Annotated in this window: 25 protein-coding genes; 9 read left to right on the forward strand and 16 right to left on the reverse strand. The window is 69.9% G+C overall.

The features are described 5' to 3' along the window. Positions 1-9 precede the first annotated feature (9 nt). From paaZ to OED01_RS00950, 4 genes are read right to left on the reverse strand one after another with little or no spacing between them, the layout of a single operon-like run. Positions 10-2,061: a phenylacetic acid degradation bifunctional protein PaaZ gene (gene paaZ, locus OED01_RS00935; protein ID WP_264157996.1), complete on the reverse strand. Its 2,052-nt coding sequence runs from the start codon at positions 2,059-2,061 to the stop codon at positions 10-12. Then, entirely contained in the window at positions 2,058-2,894 is an 837-nt protein-coding gene (locus OED01_RS00940) for a 3-hydroxyacyl-CoA dehydrogenase family protein (RefSeq protein WP_264156531.1), read from the reverse strand. Before OED01_RS00940 ends, paaZ begins: the two co-directional genes overlap by 4 nt. Next, a complete protein-coding gene (locus OED01_RS00945) occupies positions 2,891-3,631 on the reverse strand; it encodes an enoyl-CoA hydratase/isomerase family protein (RefSeq protein WP_264156533.1) in 741 nt (246 codons plus the stop codon). Before OED01_RS00945 ends, OED01_RS00940 begins: the two co-directional genes overlap by 4 nt. After that, positions 3,631-4,815 carry an acetyl-CoA C-acyltransferase gene (locus OED01_RS00950; RefSeq protein ID WP_264156535.1) on the reverse strand — a complete coding sequence of 395 codons (1,185 nt, stop codon included), beginning with the start codon at positions 4,813-4,815 and terminating at the stop codon, positions 3,631-3,633. The genes OED01_RS00945 and OED01_RS00950 overlap by 1 nt, the downstream gene beginning before the upstream one ends. Before the next feature lie 60 nt (positions 4,816-4,875). Between OED01_RS00950 and OED01_RS00955 the strand changes: the two genes are divergently transcribed. Next, positions 4,876-5,508, forward strand: coding sequence for a TetR/AcrR family transcriptional regulator (locus OED01_RS00955; RefSeq protein ID WP_264156536.1), 633 nt, complete (start codon positions 4,876-4,878; stop codon positions 5,506-5,508). On the opposite strand, the gene OED01_RS00960 is transcribed toward OED01_RS00955, so the two are convergent. From OED01_RS00960 to OED01_RS00995, 8 genes are all read right to left on the reverse strand, one after another. Beyond that, positions 5,498-6,085, reverse strand: a complete 588-nt coding sequence (locus tag OED01_RS00960) for a nitroreductase family protein (protein WP_264156538.1) — start codon at positions 6,083-6,085, stop codon at positions 5,498-5,500. The two genes, OED01_RS00955 and OED01_RS00960, sit on opposite strands and share 11 nt — an antisense overlap. A 178-nt stretch (positions 6,086-6,263) precedes the next feature. Next, positions 6,264-7,355: an ABC transporter permease gene (locus OED01_RS00965; RefSeq protein ID WP_264156540.1), complete on the reverse strand. Its 1,092-nt coding sequence runs from the start codon at positions 7,353-7,355 to the stop codon at positions 6,264-6,266. Beyond that, on the reverse strand, positions 7,352-8,293 hold the full coding sequence (locus OED01_RS00970; protein WP_264156542.1) for an ABC transporter ATP-binding protein: 942 nt from the start codon (positions 8,291-8,293) through the stop codon (positions 7,352-7,354). Before OED01_RS00970 ends, OED01_RS00965 begins: the two co-directional genes overlap by 4 nt. A gap of 75 nt (positions 8,294-8,368) precedes the next feature. Beyond that, positions 8,369-9,541 (reverse strand): benzoate/H(+) symporter BenE family transporter, encoded by a 1,173-nt coding sequence (locus OED01_RS00975; protein ID WP_264156544.1) that lies wholly within the window; start codon positions 9,539-9,541, stop codon positions 8,369-8,371. Positions 9,542-9,586: 45 nt separating this feature from the next. Continuing rightward, on the reverse strand, positions 9,587-11,086 hold the full coding sequence (locus OED01_RS00980; protein WP_264156546.1) for a hypothetical protein: 1,500 nt from the start codon (positions 11,084-11,086) through the stop codon (positions 9,587-9,589). Next, positions 11,083-11,727: an ABC transporter ATP-binding protein gene (locus OED01_RS00985; RefSeq protein ID WP_264156547.1), complete on the reverse strand. Its 645-nt coding sequence runs from the start codon at positions 11,725-11,727 to the stop codon at positions 11,083-11,085. The genes OED01_RS00980 and OED01_RS00985 overlap by 4 nt, the downstream gene beginning before the upstream one ends. Then, positions 11,724-12,380: a response regulator gene (locus OED01_RS00990; protein WP_264156548.1), complete on the reverse strand. Its 657-nt coding sequence runs from the start codon at positions 12,378-12,380 to the stop codon at positions 11,724-11,726. Before OED01_RS00990 ends, OED01_RS00985 begins: the two co-directional genes overlap by 4 nt. After that, positions 12,377-13,633: a sensor histidine kinase gene (locus tag OED01_RS00995; protein WP_264156549.1), complete on the reverse strand. Its 1,257-nt coding sequence runs from the start codon at positions 13,631-13,633 to the stop codon at positions 12,377-12,379. The genes OED01_RS00990 and OED01_RS00995 overlap by 4 nt, the downstream gene beginning before the upstream one ends. 144 nt (positions 13,634-13,777) lie before the next feature. On the opposite strand from OED01_RS00995, the gene OED01_RS01000 reads away from it, so the two are divergent. The 3 genes from OED01_RS01000 to OED01_RS01010 are packed head-to-tail and all read left to right on the forward strand — an operon-like array spanning position 13,778 to position 15,545. Next, positions 13,778-14,224: a VOC family protein gene (locus OED01_RS01000; protein ID WP_264156550.1), complete on the forward strand. Its 447-nt coding sequence runs from the start codon at positions 13,778-13,780 to the stop codon at positions 14,222-14,224. Further along, the gene (locus OED01_RS01005) at positions 14,224-14,919 is read left to right on the forward strand and encodes a winged helix-turn-helix transcriptional regulator (protein WP_264156551.1); all 696 of its coding nucleotides are present in this window, start codon (positions 14,224-14,226) and stop codon (positions 14,917-14,919) included. Before OED01_RS01000 ends, OED01_RS01005 begins: the two co-directional genes overlap by 1 nt. After that, positions 14,916-15,545, forward strand: a complete 630-nt coding sequence (locus OED01_RS01010) for a dihydrofolate reductase family protein (RefSeq protein ID WP_264156552.1) — start codon at positions 14,916-14,918, stop codon at positions 15,543-15,545. Before OED01_RS01005 ends, OED01_RS01010 begins: the two co-directional genes overlap by 4 nt. 19 nt (positions 15,546-15,564) lie before the next feature. Here OED01_RS01010 and OED01_RS01015 read toward each other — a convergent pair whose 3' ends face one another. Both OED01_RS01015 and OED01_RS01020 read right to left on the reverse strand, forming a co-directional pair. Then, positions 15,565-16,374: a Cof-type HAD-IIB family hydrolase gene (locus OED01_RS01015; RefSeq protein WP_264156553.1), complete on the reverse strand. Its 810-nt coding sequence runs from the start codon at positions 16,372-16,374 to the stop codon at positions 15,565-15,567. Continuing rightward, on the reverse strand, positions 16,371-17,216 hold the full coding sequence (locus tag OED01_RS01020; RefSeq protein ID WP_264156554.1) for an exodeoxyribonuclease III: 846 nt from the start codon (positions 17,214-17,216) through the stop codon (positions 16,371-16,373). Before OED01_RS01020 ends, OED01_RS01015 begins: the two co-directional genes overlap by 4 nt. A 122-nt stretch (positions 17,217-17,338) precedes the next feature. On the opposite strand from OED01_RS01020, the gene OED01_RS01025 reads away from it, so the two are divergent. Beyond that, a complete protein-coding gene (locus OED01_RS01025; protein ID WP_264156555.1) occupies positions 17,339-18,565 on the forward strand; it encodes an AAA family ATPase in 1,227 nt (408 codons plus the stop codon). Here the strand turns inward: OED01_RS01025 and OED01_RS01030 are convergent. Further along, positions 18,562-19,098: a YbhB/YbcL family Raf kinase inhibitor-like protein gene (locus OED01_RS01030; protein ID WP_264156556.1), complete on the reverse strand. Its 537-nt coding sequence runs from the start codon at positions 19,096-19,098 to the stop codon at positions 18,562-18,564. The two genes, OED01_RS01025 and OED01_RS01030, sit on opposite strands and share 4 nt — an antisense overlap. Before the next feature lie 83 nt (positions 19,099-19,181). Between OED01_RS01030 and pyrE the strand changes: the two genes are divergently transcribed. Beyond that, positions 19,182-19,739: an orotate phosphoribosyltransferase gene (pyrE, locus tag OED01_RS01035; RefSeq protein ID WP_264156557.1), complete on the forward strand. Its 558-nt coding sequence runs from the start codon at positions 19,182-19,184 to the stop codon at positions 19,737-19,739. Next, positions 19,736-20,638 carry an ROK family protein gene (locus OED01_RS01040; RefSeq protein WP_264156558.1) on the forward strand — a complete coding sequence of 301 codons (903 nt, stop codon included), beginning with the start codon at positions 19,736-19,738 and terminating at the stop codon, positions 20,636-20,638. The genes pyrE and OED01_RS01040 overlap by 4 nt, the downstream gene beginning before the upstream one ends. A gap of 94 nt (positions 20,639-20,732) precedes the next feature. On the opposite strand, the gene OED01_RS01045 is transcribed toward OED01_RS01040, so the two are convergent. After that, positions 20,733-21,878, reverse strand: a complete 1,146-nt coding sequence (locus OED01_RS01045; protein WP_264157997.1) for a Gfo/Idh/MocA family protein — start codon at positions 21,876-21,878, stop codon at positions 20,733-20,735. A gap of 81 nt (positions 21,879-21,959) precedes the next feature. Here OED01_RS01045 and OED01_RS01050 point away from each other — a divergent pair, with 81 nt between their 5' ends. Together OED01_RS01050 and OED01_RS01055 are read left to right on the forward strand one after the other, a co-directional pair. Further along, on the forward strand, positions 21,960-22,694 hold the full coding sequence (locus OED01_RS01050) for a ThuA domain-containing protein (protein ID WP_264156559.1): 735 nt from the start codon (positions 21,960-21,962) through the stop codon (positions 22,692-22,694). Next, positions 22,679-23,770, forward strand: a complete 1,092-nt coding sequence (locus OED01_RS01055) for a Gfo/Idh/MocA family protein (protein WP_264156560.1) — start codon at positions 22,679-22,681, stop codon at positions 23,768-23,770. The genes OED01_RS01050 and OED01_RS01055 overlap by 16 nt, the downstream gene beginning before the upstream one ends. Positions 23,771-23,776: the final 6 nt, after the last annotated feature.

Raw genomic sequence — 23,776 nt, forward strand, 5'->3', positions numbered from 1 at the left:
CGACTGCGGCTACCGCTTCGCGACCAGCGTGAGCACGTCGTACGTCGCGACGGTCTCCTCGTTCTGGTTGCGGATGACCGCATCCCAGCGGACCTCGCCGTAGTCGTCGGTCTCGCGCGGAGTGATCTGCTTCGCGGTGAGTTCGACGCGGATGCTGTCGCCCGGCGACACCGGAGTGATGAAGCGCAGGTTCTCGAGTCCGTAGTTCGCGAGCACCGGACCCGGATCGGGGTCGACGAACAGGCCGGCGGCCCAGGACACGAGCAGGTACCCGTGCGCGACGCGGCCGGGGAAGAACGGGTTCGCCGCGGCCGCCTCCTCGTCCATATGCGCGTAGAACGTGTCGCCCGTGAAGTGCGCGAAGGTCTCGATGTCCGCGAGTGTCACCTCGCGCGAACCCGAGGAGATCCGATCGCCGATCCGCAGCTCGGCCAGCGACTTGCGGAACGGGTGGACGCCGGAGGACGACGCCGTCGCCCCCGCATGCCAGACGCCGGTGATCGCGGTGAGCATGTCGGGGGAGCCCTGGATCGCGGTGCGCTGCATGTGATGCAGCACGGCGCGGATGCCGCCGAGCTCCTCACCGCCGCCCGCCCTCCCAGGACCGCCGTGCACGAGGGCGGGCAGCGGCGAGCCGTGGCCGGTCGACGATCGTGCGTCATCGCGGTCGAGGATCAGCACGCGCCCGTTGTGCGGCGCGACGGAGGACACGAGCCCCGCGGCGAACGCCGCATCGTGCGTCGCGACGCTGGTCACCAGGGACCCGCCGCCACGGGCGACGATGTCGGATGCCTCTGCGACGGTGTCGTAGGTGATCAGCGACGACACCGGGCCGAACGCCTCGACGGCGTGCGCCGCGTCGGCCGTCGCATCATCGAAGCGCAGCAGGATCGGGGAGAGGAAGGCGCCATCCGAGGCATCCTGCCGGCCGGCCGTCCGAGCGGCCGGGGCATCCAGCGAGCCGACCGCGATCCGTCCGCCGCCGTCGATGAGCTTCTGCACCTGGCGTCGGACCTCATCGCGCTGCGCGAGCGATGCGAGCGGCCCCATCGTGACACCGTCGGCTCGTGGGTCGCCGATCACGACCTTCTCGCTCAGCCGGGCGTTCACGGCTTCGATGACGGCGTCGGCGGAACCCGACGGTACGATCGCACGCCGGATCGCCGTGCACTTCTGGCCGGCCTTGGCCGTCATCTCGGTGACGAGCTGGCGCACGTAGGCCTCGAACTCCGGCGTGCCGGCGGTCGCATCCGGGCCGAGCACCGACGCGTTGATCGAGTCGGTCTCGGCGGTGAACCGAACGCCGCCGGTCTGCACCGCCGCGTGGGCACGCAGGTGCTCGGCGGTCGACGCGCTTCCGGTGAACGCGACGAGGTCGCCGAGGCGGAGGCGATCGAACAGGTCGGGAACCGCTCCGCTCACCAGCTGCAGCGAGCCATCCGGCAGGAGGCCCGACTCGACGAGGATGCGCACCATCGCCTCGGTGAGATAGCCGGTGGGGGTCGCGGGCTTGATCAGCGTCGGCATCCCGGCGAGGAAGGCGGGGGCCAACTTCTCCAGCGGACCCCAGACCGGGAAGTTGAACGCATTGATCTGCACTGCGACGCCGGGGAGGCGGGTCGCGATGTGCCGACCCAGGAACGAGCCGTCCTTCGACAGCGGCTCGACGGGGCCGTCGATGTAGACGTGTCCGTTCGGCAGCTCCCGGCGCCCCTTGCCCGAGTATGCGAACAGCACTCCGATCCCGCCGTCGATGTCGACCCACGAGTCCGTGGCCGTCGCGCCCGTGCAGGCGGACAGCGCATAGAGCTCGTCCTTGCGTTCGGTGAGGGCGAGCGCGAACCGCTTGAGCAGCAGCGCGCGCTGATGGAAGGTCAGCTCGCCCAGGCTCTGCTGGCCGACCGAACGGGCGTGCGCGAGGGCGCCTGCCAGATCCAGGCCCGTCGTGCTCACCCTGGCGACCTCGTCGCCCGTGGACGCATCGCGCACGACGGCTGCGTCGTCGGCCGCAGAGGGCGACCACCAGGAATCCTGGAGGTAACTGGGCAGGATGCCGGTCATGATGCGTCCCATCTGTAGAAGCCTTCGCCGCTCTTACGGCCGAGTCTGCCCTCCGCGACCATCCGCCGCAGCAGGGCGGGTGGCGCGAAGCGCTCGCCGAATGCGGCGTGCAGTTCGTCGGCGATCCCGAGACGCACGTCCAGCCCGACCAGGTCGGTCGTCCGCAGCGGCCCCATCGGATGCCGGTAGCCGAGCTCCATCGCCCGATCGATGTCTGCGGCGTCCGCGACGCCTTCCTCGAGCATGCGGATCGCCTCCAGTCCGAGCAGCACGCCGAGCCGGCTCGATGCGAAGCCGGGGGAGTCGCGGACGACGATCGGCGTCTTGCCGACGGCGTCGACGCATGCGCGTGCCTGTTCGACGGTCGCCTGCGCGGTGGCGGAACCGGTCACGATCTCGACCAGTGCCGAGGTCGGCACCGGGTTGAAGAAATGCAGGCCGAGGAACCGCTCGGGGTGCGCGAGGGCGGCGGCGAGGGCATCGATCGGGATCGACGAGGTGTTCGAGGCGAGCAGCGCCTCGTCCGCGACGACCGCTTCGACCCTCATGAGGGCGTCCGTCTTGAGGGCGCGGTCCTCAGGAACCGCCTCGATCACGAGCTCGCGGTCTGCGAAACCCGAGACGTTCGTGGACGTGCGGAACTCGGCGCTCCCCGGCGCGAGCCGTCCCCGCGCCGCCGATCGCGTCAGCAGGTCGCGGATGCGGTCGTGTGCGGCATCCGCACCTGCCGCGTCGCGCTCGACGATCGTGACGTCGCAGCCTGCGAGCAGGAACGCATGCGCGATTCCCGCGCCCATGCGTCCTCCGCCGAGCACGCCGATCCTGGTGATCATGCGCGCCCTCGCTTCTCGAGGAACGCGGTCATCCGGCGCATCTTCTCGGGGCTCTCGAACAGTTCGGCCTGCAGATCCGCATCGATCCGGGGGTGATCCGCTCGGGGCGCCCGCAGGGCGGTCTTGGTGTGCTGAACGGCGAGCGGATCGTTCGCGCTGATCCGGTCGGCGATCGCGTGCGCGGCATCCATCAGGTCGTCCGCGGGGTGGATCGCGGTGATCAGGCCCGCGGCCAGCGCCTCCTCCGCCGAAAGGCTGCGCCCGGTGAACAGCAGCTCGGCGGCCAGCGCCTCGCCGACGAGAGCGGGCAGCCGCCAGGTCGCACCGGCGGCGGCGAGGATGCCGAGCCCGGTCTCGGGATTCCCGATGCGCAGCGCCGGAGTCGCGATGCGGATGTCCGCGGCGTAGGCGAGTTCGGCGCCACCGCCGAGCGCGTACCCGTCCATCGCGGCGATGACCGGCATCGGCAGCTCGTGGATGCGGATGAAGAGGGCCGCGTTGATGTTCCTCCTGGCGTCCTCGGCCCGGCGATCCCGCAACTGGGCGATGTCGGCGCCGGCGGCGAACACACCACCCGCACCCGTGAGGATCAGGGTGCGCGGTCGTGCCTCGAGCCCGTCGCACACGGCATGCAGGGCATCCACCGTGGCGAGATCGATCGCATTGCGCTTGTCCGGGCGATTCAGGGTCGCGATGACTCGGTCGTCGCGCTCCTCGACGAGCACGGGCGCGGCCATCACACCCGCTCCAGGATCATGGCGGTGCCCTGCCCGACGCCCACGCACATGGTGGCGAGCCCCCGGTCGGCGTTCTCCCGCTCCATGCGGCCGAGCAGCGTCACGACGATGCGGCAGCCGCTGGCGCCGAGCGGATGCCCCAGTGCGATCGCGCCGCCGTCGGCGTTCACGCGGTCGTCCTCGATGCCGAGGCGCCGCATGACGGCGATCGCCTGGGCCGCGAAGGCCTCGTTGAGCTCGATCGCGCCGAGGTCGGAGGTCGTCAGCCCCGCGCGAGCAAGGGCCTTCTGCGTCGCCGGGACGGGGCCGAGCCCCATGATCTCCGGGGCGATGCCGACAGCGGATGCCGAGACGATCCGTGCCCTGGGTGCGAGGCCGTACCTCTCGACGGCGTCGGCGCTCGCGACGACGATCGCCGACGCCCCGTCGTTGAGTCCGCTGGCGTTGCCCGCCGTGACGACGCAGCCACCTCCCACGACGGGGCGCAGCGCCGCCAGAGCCTCGGAACTCGTGTCGCGCCGCGGAGCCTCGTCGACCGAGATCGATCCGTCGGCTGTCGGCACGGCGACGATCTCGGAATCGAAGTGACCCGCGTCGATCGCGGCGATCGCTCGGCGGTGACTGCGCAGGGCGAACGCATCGGCATCCGCCCTGCTGATGCCGTCGAGGCGGGCGACCTCCTCCGCGGTCTCGGGCATGGTGGACGTCGCTCGGTCGCGCGCCGCGAGACGGGGATTCGTGAAGCGCCAGCCGATCGACGTGTCGAAGGCCACGCCCGGCTTCGCCCAGGCGCGGGCGGGCTTGGCCTGCACCCACGGCGCGCGGGTCATGGACTCGACGCCGCCGGCGACGACGAGGTCGGCGTCGCCGGCGCGGATCGCCTGAGCCGCCATCGCGATGGCCGACATCCCCGAGCCGCACAGTCTGTTCACCGTGACGCCTGGCACGGCATCCGGGAGCCCTGCCAGCAGCACGGCCATGCGCGCGACGTTGCGGTTGTCCTCGCCGGCCTGGTTGGCGGCGCCGAGGATGACCTCGTCGATGCCGGATGCCGGAATGCCGCCTCGTGCGACCGCTTCCGCGACGACCAGCGCGGCGAGGTCATCGGGTCTGATGCCCGCGAGGGCTCCGCCGTAGCGGCCGATCGGCGTGCGGACGCCGCCGACGAGATAGGCCTCAGGCATCAGCGCTCCTTGACATCGTCGTCGATGCGTAATTACCAACCGATCGGTCAGGAATTCAGTATGTCAGGCGGATCGCGGTGGGGCAATCGGTGCGAGACTGGATCCGTGACCGACACTCCAGCGCGCCGCGGACGTCCGGGGTATGACCAGGACCAGGTCCTCGCCGTCGCCGTGCAGGTGTTCATCGAGCACGGATACGACGCCACTTCGGTGTCGTCTCTGGCCGAGCGGCTCGGCCTGTCGAAGTCGGCGCTGTACCACCACTACTCCTCGAAGGAGCAGTTGCTCGAGGTTGCACTGGAGGAAGCGCTCGGCGGCCTCGAGGGGGCCCTCCGGTCGGCCGAGGGCCGGACGGCGCGCGCGAAGCTCGAGCACGTCCTGCGCGGAGCCGTCGGCGTGCTCGTCGAGAAACTGCCGTACGTCACGCTGCTGCTGCGGGTCCGGGGCAACAGCGAGGTCGAACGGCGCGCGCTCGAACGCCGACGGGTCTTCGACCGAGAGGTGACCGCACTGGTGCTGGCTGCTCAGGACGAGGGCAGCGTCCGTGCCGACGTCGACGCGGCGCTCGCCACGCGTCTGCTGTTCGGCATGGTCAATTCGATCGTCGAGTGGTACCGGCCCACGGGTGCGGAGGGGGCGGCCGAGCTCGCCGACGACGTGCTGCGCGTCGCGCTGGACGGGCTCAGGCGCTGACGAGCACCGTCTCGTCGAGCGCGCGACGGACGCGCGGTGCGACCTCGCGCTCCTGCAGCGCTTCGGGCAGCGATGAGACGTCGCCGAACTCGCCGAGTGCGATCACGGTCGTCGGGACGAGACGCTCCTCTGCGCCGGCGATCTGCTGCAGCGCGCTACGGTCGAAGCCGCTCATCTGGTGGACGACGAGACCGTCGGCATGCGCCTGCACCGAGAGATGCGCGACGGCCTGACCGAGGTCGTACAGTGCGTGGCTGAGGGGCGTGCCCTGGGCATCCACCTCCTCCGCGAGCGCGACGATCAGGACGGCGGCGTTCCCGGCCCAGGCCTGGTTGAAGCCGAGCAGGGCGTCGTGGATCCGGGCATGCAGGTCGGAGCCGCGGCGGCCCACGAGGAAGCGCCACGGCTGCGTGTTGTTGGCGGACGGCGCCCAGCGCGCGGCCTCGAGTGCGGCGGCGAGCTTCTCCTCGTCGATGGGCGTCGCGTCGTCGAAGGCGCGGGGGCTCCAGCGCTCGGCCAGGATGTCGAGGACGGGGACGGTGGTCTCGGCGGTGCGGGTGAGGGCAGGAGTGGACATGATCGACCTTTCGGATTCGGGTTTCGTGCCGACTCCGTCGTCTGCGCTTCCGGCATTCTAAACCCATGCGCGCGCATGCATATTCCCTGGTCTGTCTCCGGATCGCCGCGCAGGGAAGACGGATGCCGGTTCCGCGAGGCGAGAACCGGCATCCGTCTTCCCTCCCGTGAGCGTCGGGTCAGGCCCGCAGCGCCTCGCTGAGCTTGACACGTGCGCCCATCTTCAGCAGCGAGTTCTCATAGATCTTGGCCGAGATGAGAACCACGACCGCACACGTCGCGATCAGCAGCGCGAGGGCGACGAGCGGCTCCCACCACGCGGCCTCGCCGAAGAACAGCCGGATCGGCATCGCGACCGGTGCGGAGAACGGCACGTACGACAGGATCGTCATGACCGTCGGGTTCTCGCCGAGGAACAGCACGAGGTAGAACGGGGCCATCACCAGGATCATCATCGGTGTGTACACCGAGCCGACGTCCTCCTGCCGTGACACGAGCGACCCGGCCGCAGCGAACATCGTCGCGATCAGCACGAATCCGAACAGGAAGAACACCGCGAACCAGATCAGCGGGGCCCCGAAGCCCTGCAGCAGCTCCGTCTGCGCCGTGACGATCAGGCCGATCGCCGCGACGACGACGAGCAGCAGGATCTGCGTGATCGCGAGCAGCGTGTTGCCGATGACCTTGCCGGCCAGGAGCACGCGGGCCGGGATGGCCGAGAGCAGGATCTCGATGATACGCGTCTGCTTCTCCTCCACGACGCTCGTCGCGATCGGTGAGCCGAAGCTCAGCGCCGCCATCATGAAGATGATTCCGAACACCATGCCGAGCAGGTACCGCATGCCGAAGGTCGGGGCGTTCGGGTCCAGCAGCTCCACGGTCGGGGCGATCGAGAACGCGCTCACGAGGGCATCCGGCGGCGACTGGTTGGCGATGATGACGACCCCGGTGGGCTGGGTCGAATCGGCGATCACCGCGGCTTCCACGTCACCGGATTCGACGAGCGCAGCTGCCTCGTCGCGGTCGGCGACCTCGGTCACCTCGAACGTGTCGCCGTCCGGCAGGAGCGCCGCTGCCTCGCTCGTCGCGGCGATCGGCGTCGCACTCGTCGAGTTCGACGCGATTCCTCCCCAGATCACGCCGACGAGGGCGACCAGCAGCAGGATGCCGGTGGAGATGAGGAACGACTTGCTGCGCAGGCGGGTCGACAGCTCGCGCTCGGCCACGAGCCAGATCCCCTGAGTGGGCGACAGGGTCGGATGTGCGGTCATCGGGCGACCTCCTCGAGTTCGTGGGCATCGGAGTCCGTTGCGGGGAGGATGACCTCCTTGAAGATCTGCGCGAGCGTCGGCCGCTGGGGGGCGAAACGGCTGACATCACCGCCGTCGAGGGCGCGGCGCAGCACGCGCTGGGCGGTGTCGGGGGCGTCGACGTCGAACACGGCGCTTCCGCCGTCGAAGTCGATGACCGTGACGCCCGGTTCGGTCCGCAGCCAGCCGGCATCCCCGCTGGTCTCCAGCTCCCAGCGCGGTGCGGAGTACTGGCGGCGCAGTTCGTCTCGTGCACCCGAGGCGCGGATCGCGCCGCCGGCGATGATCACGAGGTCATCGCAGAGCCGTTCGACGACATCGAGCTGATGCGAAGAGAACAGCACCGAGACGCCGCGCGCGGCCCGCTCCTGCAGGACGCCGGCGACGGTGTCCACGGCGATCGGATCGAGTCCCGAGAACGGCTCGTCGAGGATGAGCACGTCAGGGTCGTGCACGAGCGATGCGGCGATCTGCGCGCGCTGCTGGTTGCCCAGCGACAGCGCCTCGATGTTGTCGTTGAGCCGCTCGCCGAGACCGAGCTCCTGCAGCAGCGCGGTCGATCGGGCCACGGCATCCGACTTGGAGAAGCCGTGCAGTCGTGCGAAGTAGGCGACCTGCTCGAGCACCTTCATCTTCGGATACAGACCGCGCTCCTCGGGCATGTACCCGAAGTTGCGACGCATCTCGGGGGTCAGCGTCGCTCCGCCGAGCGTGACGGAGCCGCCGTCCGAGGACAGCAGGCCGAGCACGATCCGCATCGTGGTGGTCTTACCGGCACCGTTGCCGCCGACGAATCCCGTCAGGTGGCCGCTGGCCACCGGGAACGTGATGTCGTCGAGCACGCGGCGCCGGCCGTAACTCTTGGTGATTCCTGTCAGCTGCAGGGTTCCTGTGCTCATGGTTCCACGCTACGAAGCGGGGGGTGGTGGGGCATCCCCCCTGGGGCGGACAGCGCGTCCGCTCTCCGGCGGAGCTCAGCGGCGCACGGTGAGGACGCCGCGCACGATCAGCCCGGCGATCAGCGCCCAGAATGCCGCGCTGATGCCGCCGAGTGACAGGCCGGAGGCGGCGATGAGGAACGTGACGACGGCGGGCATCCGTTCGGCCGGCTCCGCGACTGCCTGCTGCACGGCCGATCCGAACGCCGCGAACAGAGCGAGGCCGGCCACTGCGGGGATCACGGCGGCAGGCGCCAGCAGCACGAGCGCGGCGAACGCCGCCGAGAAGCCGCCGAGCACGAGATACGACACCCCGGTCGAGACGCCGGCGATCCACCGTCGGGCGGGATTCGGGTCAGCCTCCGGGGCGGCGGCCAGCGCGGCGCTGATGGCGGCGAGGTTGATGCTGTGCCCACCAGCCGGTGCCCCGAGAGCCGTGCTCACTCCGGTGACGAACATGGCCGGCCGCCACGGCACGTCGTAGCCGTAGCTGCGCATGATGGCGACCCCCGGCACGTTCTGCGATGCCATCGTGACGATGAACAGCGGCAGTGCGATGCCCACGAGCGCCCCGACGGTGAACGTGGGAGCGGTGAACTCCAGCCGGGGAACGAGCGCGAACGGATCCACGGTCGCCCCGGTACGGAACAGGTCGATCGCGACCACCACGGCCGCCGCGACGAAGGCCAGCGGCACGGCCCAGCGCGGCGCGAGTCGGGCGCATACGAGCCAGGTGAGCACGACCGGCAGGACGCCCCACGGATTCTCGGCAATGCCGGTGATCGGTGCCAGGCACAGCGGAAGCAGAACGCCGGCGAGCATGGCCTGGGCGATGGATGCCGGGATCCGCGCGATCAGGCGTCCGAAGCCGGGCCAGAGCCCCGCGATGAGGATCAGGGCCGCGACGACGAGGAACGCGCCGACGGCGGCGGGCCATCCGCCCTCGACGGCTCCCGTGGCGGCGAGCAGCGCGGCGCCCGGCGTCGACCACGCCGCAGTGATCGGCATCCGATACCGCCACGCGAGGACGATGCACGCGAGCCCCATCGCGAGACTCAGCGCCAGCAGCCCGCTCGCGGCCTGCCCCGAGGTGGCCCCGACCGCGGTGAGTCCGGTGAGGACGACCGCGAAGGAACTCGTGAATCCGACGAGCGCGGTGACGATCCCGGCCGTGATCGGACGCGACATCGAGACGGCGGTTTCGGTCATGGATGCGAGGCTATCGCGGGCCGGCGGTGCCGCCTGTCCACCGGTTCACGCGGCCGAGCGCTTCAGTCGCTCGACCGTGAGCGCGGCGAGCACACCCAGGATCGGCGCCGCCCACACCAGCGTCCATGGCCCCGAACCCAGGGCGACGGAGGTCCCGAACGCGAGCGCCGAAGTCCACAGCAGCGCATCGGACTGCCAGAGCCACATCCCGATGGCCGACGCATCGCCGGCCGGCGTCGGCACCGGCATCATCAGCTCGATGGGCAGCGGACCCTTCGTGGTGTCGTACGCGCGCACTGCGACGAGCACGACGCCGAAGACGGCCACGGCTCCGGCGATCTCCCCGCCGGCGCCGAGCGCGACCGCAGCGGGGACGAGGACAGCGCAGAGCGTCGGCCACGACAGATGCAGCAGGAGCATCCGCCACGGTGGGTGCCCGTGCAGAGCGGGACGACCCGCGGCATCAGCCGCCTCCCGGCTTCCGTCCATCAGTGCGCCGAGCGCGAGGAAGGCCACGATCCCGATGCCGATGGCGGCCGCCCACCGCGGACCGCTCTCGACCGCGGACAGCCATGCCCAGGCGGCCCCGGTCAGCCCCAGTGTCACGAGTGCGACTGCGAGCCGCAGCGGCGTTCGGACGCCACCGATCGCATCGCGCTGCAGCACGGCGAGCGTGAGCGGCCGGTTCATCGTGATCCGAAGGCGTCGGCCGAACGTCGGGAGGGGACGCGTCCGGTCCGCGGCTCCGGCGAGATCCCCCGTGGCCGCGAGTACGGACATGGCCTCCCAGCGGCCCGCATGCGCTTCGAGCACGTCCGGCCGCAGACGGGACAGCAGGACCGGGAGGAGCGCGACGGCTGCGACCGCCAGAGTGCCGAGGACGATGAGCGGCAGCGCGCCGCCGGTACCGCTCCACAGCGTCCCCAGAGCGGATGCCGGGAGCAGCGGAACGCCGGCGAGGACGGCCACCAGCTGCGCGGTGAGGCCCGCGGCCAGTACGCCGGCGCCCCGTCGATCGAAGACCTGTCCGGCGAGCCAGAGGGCGACGGCCGGCAGTGCGAAGAGCACCGAACCGGCGACGAACGCGATGCATCGCTCGACCGCGATGCCGTTCGCGAGCAGGCCGCTCACCGCCAGCACGGCGATCGCGCCGCTCAGCACCAGCGTGCTCACGGTCACACGCGTCAGCGTTCGCGCCCACGCACGGCGCGGTGAGATGTCGGAGCGGCCGAAGACGTCGGCGGTGAACGGCGGCGGTGTGATGGGGCCTCGGACGCGGCCGAGAGCCAGCGCGCCCAGCCACAGCAGCGCTCCGAGCACCGAGACGATCATCGCGGCCTCGGGCCGCGTGAACGCCGCGACGGCGGCCGGCGTCGCCAGCGCCAGCACGATCGTGCGGATCACGGGCACACCGGCGATCGCCGCCACGAGGATGCCGACGTACACGAGGTAGGCGGCATCCGCACGCGTTGGTCGTCCTGCCCGATCGCGCCGCACGGTGCGGGCGGCGGCGATCCGGGCGCGCTCGTGCGCGGCGTCCGTCACGGCGCCTCGCCGCCGACCGTCAGCACGTCGGCGCCGATCGCCCTGGCGAGCTTCCCGCTGTGCGTCGCGAGGCCGACCGCACCGCCCGCCGCGATCCGGCGCCGCAGCGCATCGGCGACGAGACCGCGGCGGTGCGCGTCCAGTCGCTGCTCCGGCTCATCCAGCAGCAGCACCCGGCAGGGGCGGGCGAACGTGAGCGCGAGCGAGAACAGCTGCAGCTGGCCGGAGGAGAGCTCGGTCGGGTAGCGCGCCGCGAGGGGGGAGATCTCGAGCTCCGCCAGTCCGTCCAGTGCGGCGCGCTCGCCGTCGGCGGCTGAGTCACCCCAGGTCGCCCGCACGAAGCGCAGCTGCTCGAGCAGCGTGAGATCGCGTGCGAGCGGCGGCATCCCGATCATCGCCGCGACGGCCGCGCGGTGGTCGGCACGGCGGATGCGCAGCGGTTCGCCCTCCCAGTGCACCTCGCCCGTCGAGGGCGTCGCGAGGCCGGAGAGCACCCGCAGCAGCGTCGTCTTGCCCGATCCGTTCGGGCCCCGGATCGCCAGCGCGCGACCGGCGCCGATCGTCGCCGAGGTCGTCGGCAGCAGCACCTGCTCGTCGATCGTCACCCCGACCGCGGTCGCGGTGAGCGTCCCGGCGGTCATGCCAGTCCTCCGCGGAGGGCGAGCACGACGGCCTGCACCCTGTCCCGCGCGCCGAGTTTCTGCAGGATCCGCGAGACGTGCGTCTTCACGGTGGCCTCGCCGATGTACAGCCGCGCACCGATCTCGGCGTTGCTGAGCGCGTCGGCCATCAGCGCCAGCACCTCGGCCTCGCGCTCGGTGAACGGCTCGGTCGGCGCCAGGGTCGGTGGGGCGGCTGCGCCGTCGCGTCCGAACCGCTGCAGCACGCGGCGGGTCACCTCAGGGGCGAGCATCCCGTCACCGGCGGCCAGCGCCCGCACGGCCGAGACGAGATCCTCCGGGCCCGCGTTCTTCAGGAGGAACCCGCTCGCCCCGGCATCCAGAGCCGAGAACAGGTAGTCGTCGCGGTCGAAGGTCGTGACGATCGCGATCGCGGCGTGCGAGTCCGGGGCGGCGACGATCCGGCGGGTGGCCTCGATCCCGTCCATGTCCGGCATCTGGACGTCCATGCAGATGACATCCGGACGCAGAGCGGATGCCGCGGCCACGGCCTCCGCGCCGGTCGACGCCTCACCGACGACGGTGATGTCCGGCTGCGCGTCGAGGATCGTCCGGAAACCGGCCCGCAGCATGGCGTGGTCATCGACCAGGAGGACGCGGATGCCGCCGCTCATGCGGATGCTCCCGCGAGTGCGGACACGAGCGGGATCGCGACGCGGACCCGCCAGCCGCCGCGCTCTCGAGGACCCGACTCGATCGTTCCCCCGGAGGCCGCGGCCCGCTCGCGCATGCCGAGCTGACCGAGCCCCGCCCTGGTCGTGAGGACCCGGCGCCCGGTATTGACGACCTCGAGTTCGACCGTGCCGTCCGTGTAGCGGAGACGGACGTCGGCGGTGGCGCCGGCTCCAGCGTGACGGCGGACGTTCGTGAGCGACTCCTGGGCGATGCGGTAGAGGTTCACGGCGACCATCGGCGGCACAGGCCGCGGATCACCGATGACGTCGTAGGTGGTCGGGATGCCCGCATCCGTCGCCGCAGCGACCAGGTCGGCGATGTCGGCCAGTTCGAGCGTCGAGGCGGCATCAGCGGCATCCTCGTCCGACGAGCGCAGCGTCTCGAGCAGATTCCGCAGTTCGCCGATCGCGTCGCGCGCTGACGCCTCGATACCGGACAGTATGCGTTTGGCCTGTTCGATATCCGCATCGATCACCACCCGGGCGGCTCCGGCCTGCACGCCCATCACCGAGACGTGATGCGCGACCACATCGTGCAGTTCGCGGGCGATGCGCACGCGGTCCAGCGCCACGGCCTGTGCGGCGGTGACCTCTCGTTCACGTTCGAGGTCGGCGGTGCGCTGCTCGAGCGCCGCCCGCTGCTTCGCCGCGTTCCACGCGCGCTCGCCGAAGTAGTAGGCGCCCGCGAAGTACAGCACGTTCAGCAGCACCTGCAGCAGCATGAACGCCACGAACGGCGACATCGCGCCGGCGATGACGTCCTCCTCGCGCGCGGTGTCGATCGCGTCGCGGTACATCGTGATGATGAGCCAGAGGAACATGCCGGCGATGATCACCGCCCGAACGACGGTCGCGGCACGACGGTTCCTCATCCACGCCCCGACCGTGTACAGCGCGATGAACATCGCGACGTTCCCGGCATACAGCTCGGGGATGCGGAACGTCACGGCCACGAAGTAGGCGACCGAGACGATGATCGCCACCTGCGCCGGCCACACCCGACGGAAGGCGAGCGGAGCGGCGAGGACGACGAGATACGGGATGGCGAGCGGCAGCGGCGCCTGCTCATCGCCGTAGATCTCGGAGATCGACGACAGGGCGGCACTGACGACGCCGGCGACGAACACGACCGCGGCCAGGATGATGTCGTACCTGCGCTGCTGCGGCGTGATCGGGCGGCTCGATGCGGGCATGCTCACCACCGTACGGAAAAGCGGATGCCGCGGCATCCGTCCTGGGGTGGACTCGCGCGCAACTTGCTATTGACAAGCGTGATTGTTATTTGCAAGTATCGGTCTCGTCCGAACCGGACGACCGGAATCTGCAAAGGAGCACGCATGTCCACCAAAGTCTTCGTCAACCTGCCCACGGCCGACCTGGAGCGCAGCAAGGCGTTCTACACGGCACTGGGTTGTGACATCAATCCGCTGTTCACCGACGAGAACGCCGCCTGCATCGTCTGGAGCGACGACGTGTTCTTCATGGTGCTGACGCGCGAGTACTTCGGCACCTTCACCGACAAGCAGGTCGTCGACGCGAAGAGCGCCGCGCAGGTGCTCGTCGCCCTGAGCCGCGATTCCCGCGAGGACGTCGACGACGTGCTGACCAAGGGCCTGGCAGCCGGCGGCACCGAGCCGCGCGACGCGCAGGACTACGGCTTCATGTACTCGCGCGACCTCGAGGACCCGGACGGAAACGTCCTCGAGTTCCTGTTCATGGACCCGGCCGCCGCCGAGCAGGGACCCGAGGCGTTCATGGCGGAGCAGGGCGCCGAGTCGGCCTGATGGCCGCCCGGAACTACGGCCAGTACTGCGGTGTGACGACGGCCGTCGAGCTGATCGGGGAGCGGTGGGCGATGCTCATCGTCCGCGATCTGCTCGTCGGCCCTCGCCGCTACACCGATCTCAAGCAGGGGCTGCCGAAGATCCCGACCAACATCCTCTCCACGCGTCTCAAGGAGCTGCAGGAGGGCGGGGTGGTGCGCCGCGTCCCGCTGATGAACTGCGGGCTGGTCTACGAGCTGACCCCGTACGGGCGTTCGCTCGAGCCGATCCTGCTCGCGCTCGGACGCTGGGGGTTCCAGGCCATGGGTGATCCGGAACCGGGTGATGTCGTCACCCCCGACTCGCTCACCATGGCGCTTCGGACCTCGTTCCGTCCTTCAGAGGCTGCGGATGCCGACATCGAGCTCCACCTCGGCGACATCGTGCTGCGGGTCATCGTGGCGGCGGGAGAGCTCGCGATCACTCAGCTCGCCCCGCCAGCGCCGCCGGTCGGCGGTCGCCTCCCGGCCGGGCAACCGGACGCCGTGATCGTGGCAGGCCCCGGCATCCGAAGCCTGATCGCCGGAGAGGTGACGCCGGGCGAGGCGATCGCGCAGGATCTCGTCGCCGTGGTGCGCGGCGACGAGAGCGCACTGGACGCATTCGCGTCGACATTCCACATCGCACCGCTGGTCGCGCAAGGGAGCATGACATGAGCACGGACGGACGCATCATCATCGATCTGTTCACCACCCTCGACGGCGTCGCACAGGCCCCAGGGGGCCCGGAGGAGGACACGTCCGGCGCGTTCCCGTTCGGTGGGTGGCAGGCGCCGCTGGAGAGCGAAGCAGTCGGTCGCAGCGTTTCCGAAGGGATGCAGACCCTCGACGCGCTGCTGCTCGGACGGCGCACGTACGACATCTTCGCGGGCTACTGGCCGCAGCACACCACGGGACCGGAGGGTTGGATCGGGCAGCTGTTCGACCGGGTGCCCAAGTACGTCGCATCGCGGGATGCCGGCATCGAGCTGTCGTGGCCGGGGTCGACGCGCGTCGGCGACGACCTCGCATCGGAGATCGCCGCACTGCGCTCGCGTCACCGCGACGTGCACGTGATCGGCAGCGTCGACTTCGGCCAGACCCTGCTCGCCGAGAAGCTGTACGACGAACTGCAGCTCTGGGTCTATCCCGTCGTGCTCGGGCAGGGCAAGAAGGTGTTCCCGGACGGCGCGGCACCGTCGAACATGAAACTGCTCAGCGCTTCCGCGGGCGACGGTGGCACGCTGCTGCTGCGCTACGCGCCGCTGCCGGGCGAGGTACAGACCGGGACGATGGGGGAGTAGAAGGGGCCGCTGCGGCCGCTCAGGCCAGCAGGCGCTCGATCACGAGGGCGACGCCGTCGTCATCGTTGGATGCCGGGGCGACCTCGTCGGCGGCATCCCGCACCGCGGGTTCGGCGTCCGGCATGGCGACCCCGCGGCCCGCCCAGTGCAGCATCTCCAGATCGTTGAGCGCGTCGCCGAAGGCGACGACCTCGGTGCGGTCGATGCCGAGGTGCGTGCACAGCTGAGCGAGGCCCGTCGCCTTCGTGACTCCTTCGGCCATCACCTCGACGAACGGCGCACCCGACAGCGTCGCCTCGAAGCCGGTGAGCCCGAGCGCCTGCAATGCGGCGAAGATCTCCGGGATCGGAACGGTCGGATGCCGGATCACGAGCTTCAGGCTCGGCGCCGCGAGGACGTCCGCGAGGGGAACGCCGCCCATCGTGGCCGGATCGCGCTTGTGGTCGCTCAGCTGCGCGAGATCGGCGTAGCCGTGCTGCGCGACGAAGCTCTCGCCGACGTCGCGCACGCTCGCGAAGACCAGGTCGGGGATGACTTCGCCCAGAGCCTCGGCCAGCTGTCGTTGCACGTCCGCGGGGATCTCCTGCGCGAACAGGTGCTCGCCGGTCGCCAGATGCACGCCGTAGGCGCCGTTGCCGCACAGTGCCCAGTCGTCGAACCCGGCTCCGGCCGCCACCTGCTGCAGTCCGATCGGCTGACGTGCGGTCACGGGGACGACGCGGATGCCGGCATCCCGCGCGGCATCCAGGGCGGCGCGCGTCCGCGGAGAAACCGTGCTCGCGGCGTTCAGCAGCGTGCCGTCGAGATCCGTCGCGATGAGGCGGATCACGCGAAGATCATCGGGAGGTCGTCGTCCTCGTCCACCGTGCCGAAGTCGAGATCGACGACCACCGGAACGTGGTCGCTGGGCTGTTCGCCCTTGCGCTCCTCGCGATGGATGGATGCGCCGGTGACGGCCTCCGCCAGGGCACGGGATCCGAGGATGAAGTCGATGCGGATGCCCTCGTTGCGCGGGAACTTCAGGCGCTGGTAGTCCCAGTAGGTGTAGCCCTCGGGGATGAGCGGGCGGACCACATCGGTGACCCCGGCGTCCGCGAGGGCGAAGAACGCCTGGCGCTCCGGCGGAGACACGTGCGTCGAGACGCCCTCGACGATCGCCGGGTCGCCGTTGTCGGCATCGAACGGGATGATGTTGAAGTCGCCGACCAGTGCCAGCGGCAGATCCGGGTTCGCCGCGAGTTCGGCGGCCGTGGCGTTCTTCAGCTCTTCCAGCCAGTGCAGCTTGTACGCGTAGTGCGGGTCGTCCAGGCTGCGCCCGTTGGGCACGTACAGGCTCCACACCCGCACTCCGTCGATCATCACGCCCAGAGCGCGCGCCTCCTGCGGGGCGTCCGGACCTTCATGACCCTTCGCGAACCCCGGCATCCCGGCGAACGACGTGCGCACATCCGTGATGGGCAGGCGGCTGGCGATGGCCACGCCGTTCCACTGATTGAAGCCATGGACCTCGACGTGGTAGCCCGCTTCTTCGAACGGCGCGTAGGGGAACTGCTCCGGCTTGCACTTGATCTCCTGGAACGCCAGGACATCGATGTCCTCACGGACGGCGAACTCGACGGCGCGGGTGACGCGGGTGCGGATGGAGTTGATGTTCCAGGTGGCCAAGCGCATGCGTCCAGCCTACGGGGCGGGTCGGACATGGTGCTTGGGGTGCGGGGCGCCATTAGGAGATTTATAGCACTTTATTGGATCCAAATAAAGTGCCATAATTTGGGTAATAGATGGAGGCGCGTGTGGACAGCATCCTGAATCCCTACACCCCGAACGCGGGAGCATCACCCGACATCATTGTCGGGAGGGAAGAGCAGACGAAGGCCTTCGAGACCCTGCTGCGTCGTCTGACGCGTGGCAAGACGCATCAGTCGATGATCATCACCGGACTGCGCGGAGTTGGCAAGACCGTGCTTCTGAACGAGTTCGGAGACATTGCGCGGACCGAGCACTGGGAAGTGCTTGAGTTCGAAGCTCGCAAGCATGATGACACTCGATTTCGGCAGGCGATGGCTTCACTTCTGAAAGCAGCCCTGCTTCGGCTGTCACCGCGCGCAAAATGGACCGATCGCGCACGCCGGGCGGCCGCGGTGGTCACATCGTTCGCGCTCTCCGTCGACCAACAGGGGACCTGGTCACTCGCCTGGGACGTGGAGGCTCAGGAGGGAATCGCCGATCATGGCGATCTGGGCCTCGATCTCACCGACGTTCTGGTCGCTCTTGGGGAGATCGCACAAGAACGCGAGCGCGGCGTCGCGGTCCTCATCGATGAGGTGCAGTTCCTCAGCGCTCGCCAGCTCGAAGCCCTGATACAGGCCGTGCACAAGACGGTGCAACGGAAGTTGCCGATCACCTTCGTGGGCGCAGGACTTCCACAGATCGCTGAGCTGGCGGGAGATGCGAAGTCGTATGCGGAGCGGCTCTTTCAGTTCCCGAAGATCGACTCGCTCAGCGACAATGATGCGAGAAAGGCCTTGATCGAGCCCGCGGCGGCAGAAGGAGTGGATTTCGAACCGGACGCCGTCGACCTCGCGGTCGAGATCACTCGTGGGTATCCCTACTTCCTGCAGGAGCTCGGCTACCAAGTCTGGGAGATCGCGGATCGATCGCCCATCACACGTGACGACGTGCTGATCGCTCGCGAGGGGTATGAGGCGAAGCTGGACAGTTCGTTCTTCCGCGTCCGATTGGACCGCGCGACCCCACTGCAGACGGCATATATGCGGGCGATGGCGGAGCTCGGACCGGATGCGCAGAAGGCGTCGGAAGTTGCCCGAGTGATGGGCCGGGAGTCGACTCAGCTCGGCCCGACGCGAGCGGAGTTGATCGATATGGGACTTCTCTACACGCCGGAGCACGGATACGCCGCATTCACCGTGCCCGATTTCGACAAGTTCATGCTGCGCGCCGTCCCAAGACTGGAAGTGCCGGAACTGCAGAAACGCTCACGCAGGAAGTCCACCGACTAGCGGTCGGCGGAGTCGGCGGTGCCGAGGAGGACGCCCCGGGCGAGCGTGTGGAAGTGGCGGTGGAAGCCGAGGACCGCGGGCGTCGAACCGTCGGCGATATCGAGGGAATCGACGTCGAGCGCGTCGACGACGAAGAAATAGCGGTGCAGGCCCGTGCCGGCAGGGGGCGCGGCACCGATGAAGCGCTCCGTGCGCTGCTCGTTCGGGAGCACGCGTGCCGGACCGGGCAGGCTCGCGGCGGTGCCGTCGCCACCGGGCACCGACGTGGCGCTGCCGGGGAGGTCGAACGCGGCCCAGTGCCAGAAACCCGATCCGGTCGGGGCATCCGGATCGAAGCAGCTGATCGCGATGCTGCGGGTGCCAGCCGGCGGCTGCGACCACTGCAGTGCGGGGAGCCTGTCCTCGCCGCCTCGATCCGCCGACCACGCGAACAGCGGCAGTGGTCCGCCTGGGGTGAAATCGGGGCTGGTGAGCTGCAGCGGCGCCACCGGGCGCAGTTCGGCGAGCTCGGCATAGGGATCGAACGAGAACATGAGACCTCCGCATCCTTCGCTTCCCCGCCACGATAGGCGACACACGCCGTCGTCGACAGGGCCCGCGTCCTACACTGGATGCCGTGACCCTCGACGCAGACCGCCAGTCCCTGCTCGCCCTCATCACGGATGAGGCAGTGTTCCATGGTGACTTCACCCTGTCCAGCGGCAAGAAGGCGACGTACTACGTCGACATGCGCAAGCTGACCCTCGATCACCGTGCGGCTCCGGCCATCGGCCGCATCATGCTCGATCTGATCGGCGACCTCGACGTCGCCGCGGTCGGCGGCCTGACCCTCGGTGCCGACCCGATCGCGAACTCCGTCATGCACGCGTCGGTCGCGACGGATCGCCCCCTGGATGCGTTCGTCGTCCGCAAGGAGCCCAAGGACCACGGTCGCGGCCGTCAGATCGAGGGCGCGGATGTCAAAGGCAAGCGCGTCGTCGTCCTCGAGGACACCTCGACCACCGGTCAGTCGGCGCTCAAGGCCGTCGAGGCGCTGCGCCGCGAGGGCGCGGAGGTCATCGCGGTCGCCGTGATCGTGGACCGCAAGACCGGTGCTCAGGCCGCGATCGAGGAGGCCGGCCTCGAGTGGCGCGCGGCCTTCGATCTCGACGACCTCGGACTCGACCCGCAGTGACCCGCTACGCTCTGGCCGTCGACGTCGGCGGCACCAAGATGGAGTCCGCGCTCGTCGCGGACACCGGTGTGCTCGTGCCCGGCAGTCGCAGCCGACAGGCGACGGGGCGCTCCGCGACGACGGCGAGCCTGGATGCCGCGGTCGACGCGATCGTGCGGCACGCGCTCGCGGCGCTCCCCGACGGCGCCGAGCTGGTCGGAGCCGGCATCGGCAGCGCCGGACCCATCGACCGCACGGCGGGTCAGATCCTCCCCGTCAACATGCCGCAGGCCCGTGGCTACGGCCTCGCGGATGCCGTCCGCATCGCCGCTTCGTCGGCTCTCGGCCGCGAGGTGCCCACGGTCTTCGGCCACGACGGCGGTGCGCTCGCGCTCGCCGAATCCTGGTTGGGCGCGACGCGGGACGCGCACGCGTCGCTGTCGATCGTCGTCTCGACCGGCGTCGGCGGCGGATTCGTGGTGAACGGCGCGTACATCGCCGGTGCCACCGGAAACGCCGGCCACCTCGGACAGGTGCGCCGCGAGGGCGGACTGACGCTCGAGGAGATCGCGTCAGGTCCGGCCAGCGCGGCGTGGGCGCAGACCCAGGGCTGGACCGGGGCGACGGGTGAGGACCTCGCACGGGATGCCGCGGCCGGCGACGCCACGGCACGCGCGGCGATCGAGCGCTCGGCCAAGGCCGTCGGAGAGGCGCTGGCGGATGCCGCGACCCTCGTCGACCTCGACACCGTCGCGATCGGCGGCGGGTTCTCCCGGGTCTCCGACGACTACATCGACCTCGTGCAGGCCGCGCTGACCGCCAGTGCAGCGCACGAGTACTCCCGCCGCACGCGGGTCGTGCGCTCCGGGCTCGGCGACGAGGGGCCGCTCATCGGCGCCGCCGCGTTCGTGCTGCGGTAGTCGCGGGGTCAAGCCGATCCGGGGGCCGAGACGCCAGATGTCGGACGTCCGGGCGCGATCGGTCCGGCAAGTGGCGTGTCGGCCCCCAGCCGGGTCAGTCGCCGATCGGCGTCCAGGCGCTGCCTGCCGCGGAACTGCGCTCCACAGCATCCAGGACCCGCTGCACGTGCAGGGCGTCGGCGAACGACGGGCGCGGCTGCGTCCCGTCGGCGACGGCCTGCACGAAGTCGACGACCTGGTGCGAGAAGCCGTGCTCGTAGCCGAGCATGTGACCGGTCGGCCACCAGGAGCCGGTGTACGGATGCCCGGCCTCGGTGACGAGGATCCGACGGAAGCCCTGCTCGAGGTCCGGCGAGGTCGCGTCGTAGAACTCCAGCTCGTTCATGCGCTCCATGTCGAACGACAGCGCGCCCAGGGATCCTGAGATCTCGAAGCGGAACGCGTTCTTGCGTCCGGTGCGGAACCGGGTGGCCTCGAACGATCCGAGCGCGCCGTTCGCGAAGCGACCGTGGAACAGGGCGATGTCGTCGACCGTTACAGGGCCGCGCTCGGTCGACGCGGTGCCGGACAGCCCGACTCCTTCGCCGAGCAGCGGGCGCTCGGCGACGATGGTCTCCAGGATGCCCGAGACGCTCGACAGGTTGACGCCGGTGACGTACTCGACCATGTCGATCGCGTGGGCGCCGATGTCGCCGAGGGATCCCGACCCGGCCCGGTCCTTCTGCAACCGCCAGGTGAGGGGCGCCTCGGCATCCGACAGCCAGTCCTGCAGGTACTCGGCGCGGATCTGCCGGATCTCGCCGAGCCGCCCGTCGGCGACGAGCTGCCGGGCGAACACGGCGGCCGGAACGCGGCGGTACGTGAATCCGACCATCGAGCGGATGCCGGCGGCAGCCGCCTCTTCGGCGGCCCGCGTCATCTCCTCCGCCTCGGCGACGGTGTTCGCGAGCGGCTTCTCGCAGATCACGTGCTTGCCGGCGCGCAGCGCGGCCAGTGCGATCTCGGCGTGCGTGTCGCCGGGGGTGACGATGTCGACGACGTCCACGTCGTCGCGCTCCACGGCCGCGCGCCAGTCGGTGGCGGTCTCCGCCCAGCCCCACTGCTCAGCGGCGGCGGAGGCCTTCGCGGCATCCCGTCCGACCAGCAGATGCATCTCCGGTCGGATGGGCAGATCGAAGAACCGCGGGGCGGTCCGCCAGCCCTGGGAATGGGCGGCGCCCATGAATCCGTGACCGATCATCGCAACACGCATGGACGTTCTGTCTCCTTCGACGCTTCACTTCAAAAGTTGTTTCTGGCAACATATATCGAGGACGGCGCGATGTCCAGATCAGCGTCGATCGGAAAAGGAGACCTGGTGAGCAGTACGCGTTCAGCCCTCATCGTGCGCGGTGGATGGGACGGGCATCAACCCGTCGAGGCGACGGACCTCTTCGTGCCGTTCCTGCGCGAGCAGGGTTTCGAGGTCAGGATCGAGGACGGGCCGGGGATCTACGCCGACGCCGAGACGATGGCCGGGATCGATCTGATCGTGCAGAGCAACACGATGAATTCGATCGAGCCGGACGCCCTCAAGGGGCTGCGCGCCGCGATCGAGGCGGGGACCGGCATGGCGGGGTGGCACGGCGGCATCGCCGATTCGTACCGCAACAGCTCGGACTACCTGCAGCTCATCGGCGGTCAGTTCGCGACGCATCCGAGCCGTCACCCCGACCAGCGCATCGGCAAGGCGCAGGACAACTACCTGCCCTACACGGTCGAGCTCACCGAGCTGGGACGCTCGCACGAGATCATGGCCGGCCTCTCGGACTTCGAGCTCGAGACCGAGCAGTACTGGGTGCTGCACGACGACCTGAACGACGTGCTCGCGACGACGACGCATCCGGTCCAGCCGTACCACCCGTGGCACCGGCCCGTCGTGTCGCCCGCGGTCTGGACGAGACTGTGGGGCCAGGGCCGCATCTTCGTCGCCACACCGGGCCACTCGGTCGAGGTGCTGCAGGACGCCAACGTCCGCACGATCATCGAGCGGGGGATGCTGTGGGCCAGCCGCTGAGCGTCCTGAAGGTCGGGATCATCGGATGCGGCAACATCGCCGCACAGTATCTCGACACCTTCTCGCGGCTGGACAGCGTCGAACTCGTCGCCGTCGCCGACCTGGTCCCCGAGCGCGCGGCGGAGGTCGCCGCTCGTGTACCAGGCGTGCGGGCGCTGAGCATCGACGAGCTCCTCGCCGAGTCGACGATCCGGCTCGTCGTCAACCTGACGATTCCGGCGGCGCACGCCGAGGTGGCCCAGCGCATCATCGCCGCCGGCAAGGAGGTCTACACCGAGAAGCCCCTGACGGCCGATGTCGCCTCCGCTTCCGATGTGCTCGACGCGGCCGCCGCGGCAGGCGTCTGGGTCGGCTGCGCTCCCGACACCGTGCTCGGCACCGGTCTGCAGACGGCGCGGAAAGCCGTCGACGACGGCCTGATCGGCACGCCGATCTCGGCCACGGCGACCATGATGACCGCGGGGCACGAGCGGTGGCATCCGAACCCGGACTTCTACTACCTGCCGGGTGGCGGACCGCTGCTGGACATGGGGCCGTACTACGTGTCCGCGCTGATCCAGCTGCTCGGCCCCGTGACGAGCGTCGTCGGGGCGGGCAGTCGGACGCGCGACGAGCGTGTGATCGGATCGGGCCCGCGTGCGGGCGAGCGCATCCCCGTCGAGGTGTTCACCCACATCACGGGCGTGCTCACGCACGAATCCGGTGCGCTGTCGACGCTGGTGATGTCATTCGACACCGTCGCGACCAAGGCGTCGAACATCGAGGTGCACGGTGAGGCCGGGTCGCTGGTCGTGCCTGACCCGAACCGGTTCGACGGCGAGGTGCAGCGACGGGGTCTCGGTGAGACCGAGTGGGAGACGCTGCCGGTCTCGGCGGGGTACGTCGATGCCGGCCGTGGCGTCGGCATCCACGACCGCGCCGTGGCCGGCGCATCCGATGCTCGCGCGTCGGGAACCGTGGGATTCCACTCGCTGGACGTGATGCTGTCGGTGCTGCGCGCTGCTGAAGAGGGAACCTCGATCGGCGTCGAGAGCACGTGCGAGCGACCGACTCCGGTGGCGCTCTCGCAGCTCTGACGCCGG

The sequence above is a fragment of the Microbacterium sp. M28 genome, assembly GCF_025836995.1.
Taxonomy (GTDB): Bacteria; Actinomycetota; Actinomycetes; order Actinomycetales; family Microbacteriaceae; genus Microbacterium.

Coding starts and splice junctions, on each gene's coding strand:
- OED01_RS01045 (WP_264157997.1), bottom strand. CDS start 21,878: ATGATCGGTCACGGATTCATGGGCGCCGCCCATTCCCAGGGCTGGCGG.
- OED01_RS00955 (WP_264156536.1), top strand. CDS start 4,876: ATGTCAGGCGGATCGCGGTGGGGCAATCGGTGCGAGACTGGATCCGTG.
- paaZ (WP_264157996.1), bottom strand. CDS start 2,061: ATGACCGGCATCCTGCCCAGTTACCTCCAGGATTCCTGGTGGTCGCCC.
- OED01_RS00985 (WP_264156547.1), bottom strand. CDS start 11,727: ATGACCGCCGGGACGCTCACCGCGACCGCGGTCGGGGTGACGATCGAC.
- OED01_RS00940 (WP_264156531.1), bottom strand. CDS start 2,894: ATGATCACCAGGATCGGCGTGCTCGGCGGAGGACGCATGGGCGCGGGA.
- OED01_RS00995 (WP_264156549.1), bottom strand. CDS start 13,633: ATGCCCGCATCGAGCCGCCCGATCACGCCGCAGCAGCGCAGGTACGAC.
- OED01_RS00990 (WP_264156548.1), bottom strand. CDS start 12,380: ATGAGCGGCGGCATCCGCGTCCTCCTGGTCGATGACCACGCCATGCTG.
- OED01_RS01030 (WP_264156556.1), bottom strand. CDS start 19,098: ATGTTCTCGTTCGATCCCTATGCCGAGCTCGCCGAACTGCGCCCGGTG.
- OED01_RS01010 (WP_264156552.1), top strand. CDS start 14,916: ATGAGCACGGACGGACGCATCATCATCGATCTGTTCACCACCCTCGAC.
- OED01_RS00975 (WP_264156544.1), bottom strand. CDS start 9,541: ATGACCGAAACCGCCGTCTCGATGTCGCGTCCGATCACGGCCGGGATC.
- OED01_RS01005 (WP_264156551.1), top strand. CDS start 14,224: ATGGCCGCCCGGAACTACGGCCAGTACTGCGGTGTGACGACGGCCGTC.
- OED01_RS00950 (WP_264156535.1), bottom strand. CDS start 4,815: ATGCCTGAGGCCTATCTCGTCGGCGGCGTCCGCACGCCGATCGGCCGC.
- OED01_RS00970 (WP_264156542.1), bottom strand. CDS start 8,293: ATGAGCACAGGAACCCTGCAGCTGACAGGAATCACCAAGAGTTACGGC.
- OED01_RS00965 (WP_264156540.1), bottom strand. CDS start 7,355: ATGACCGCACATCCGACCCTGTCGCCCACTCAGGGGATCTGGCTCGTG.
- OED01_RS01050 (WP_264156559.1), top strand. CDS start 21,960: ATGTCCAGATCAGCGTCGATCGGAAAAGGAGACCTGGTGAGCAGTACG.
- OED01_RS01020 (WP_264156554.1), bottom strand. CDS start 17,216: ATGCGCTTGGCCACCTGGAACATCAACTCCATCCGCACCCGCGTCACC.
- OED01_RS01000 (WP_264156550.1), top strand. CDS start 13,778: ATGTCCACCAAAGTCTTCGTCAACCTGCCCACGGCCGACCTGGAGCGC.
- OED01_RS00945 (WP_264156533.1), bottom strand. CDS start 3,631: ATGGCCGCGCCCGTGCTCGTCGAGGAGCGCGACGACCGAGTCATCGCG.
- OED01_RS00960 (WP_264156538.1), bottom strand. CDS start 6,085: ATGTCCACTCCTGCCCTCACCCGCACCGCCGAGACCACCGTCCCCGTC.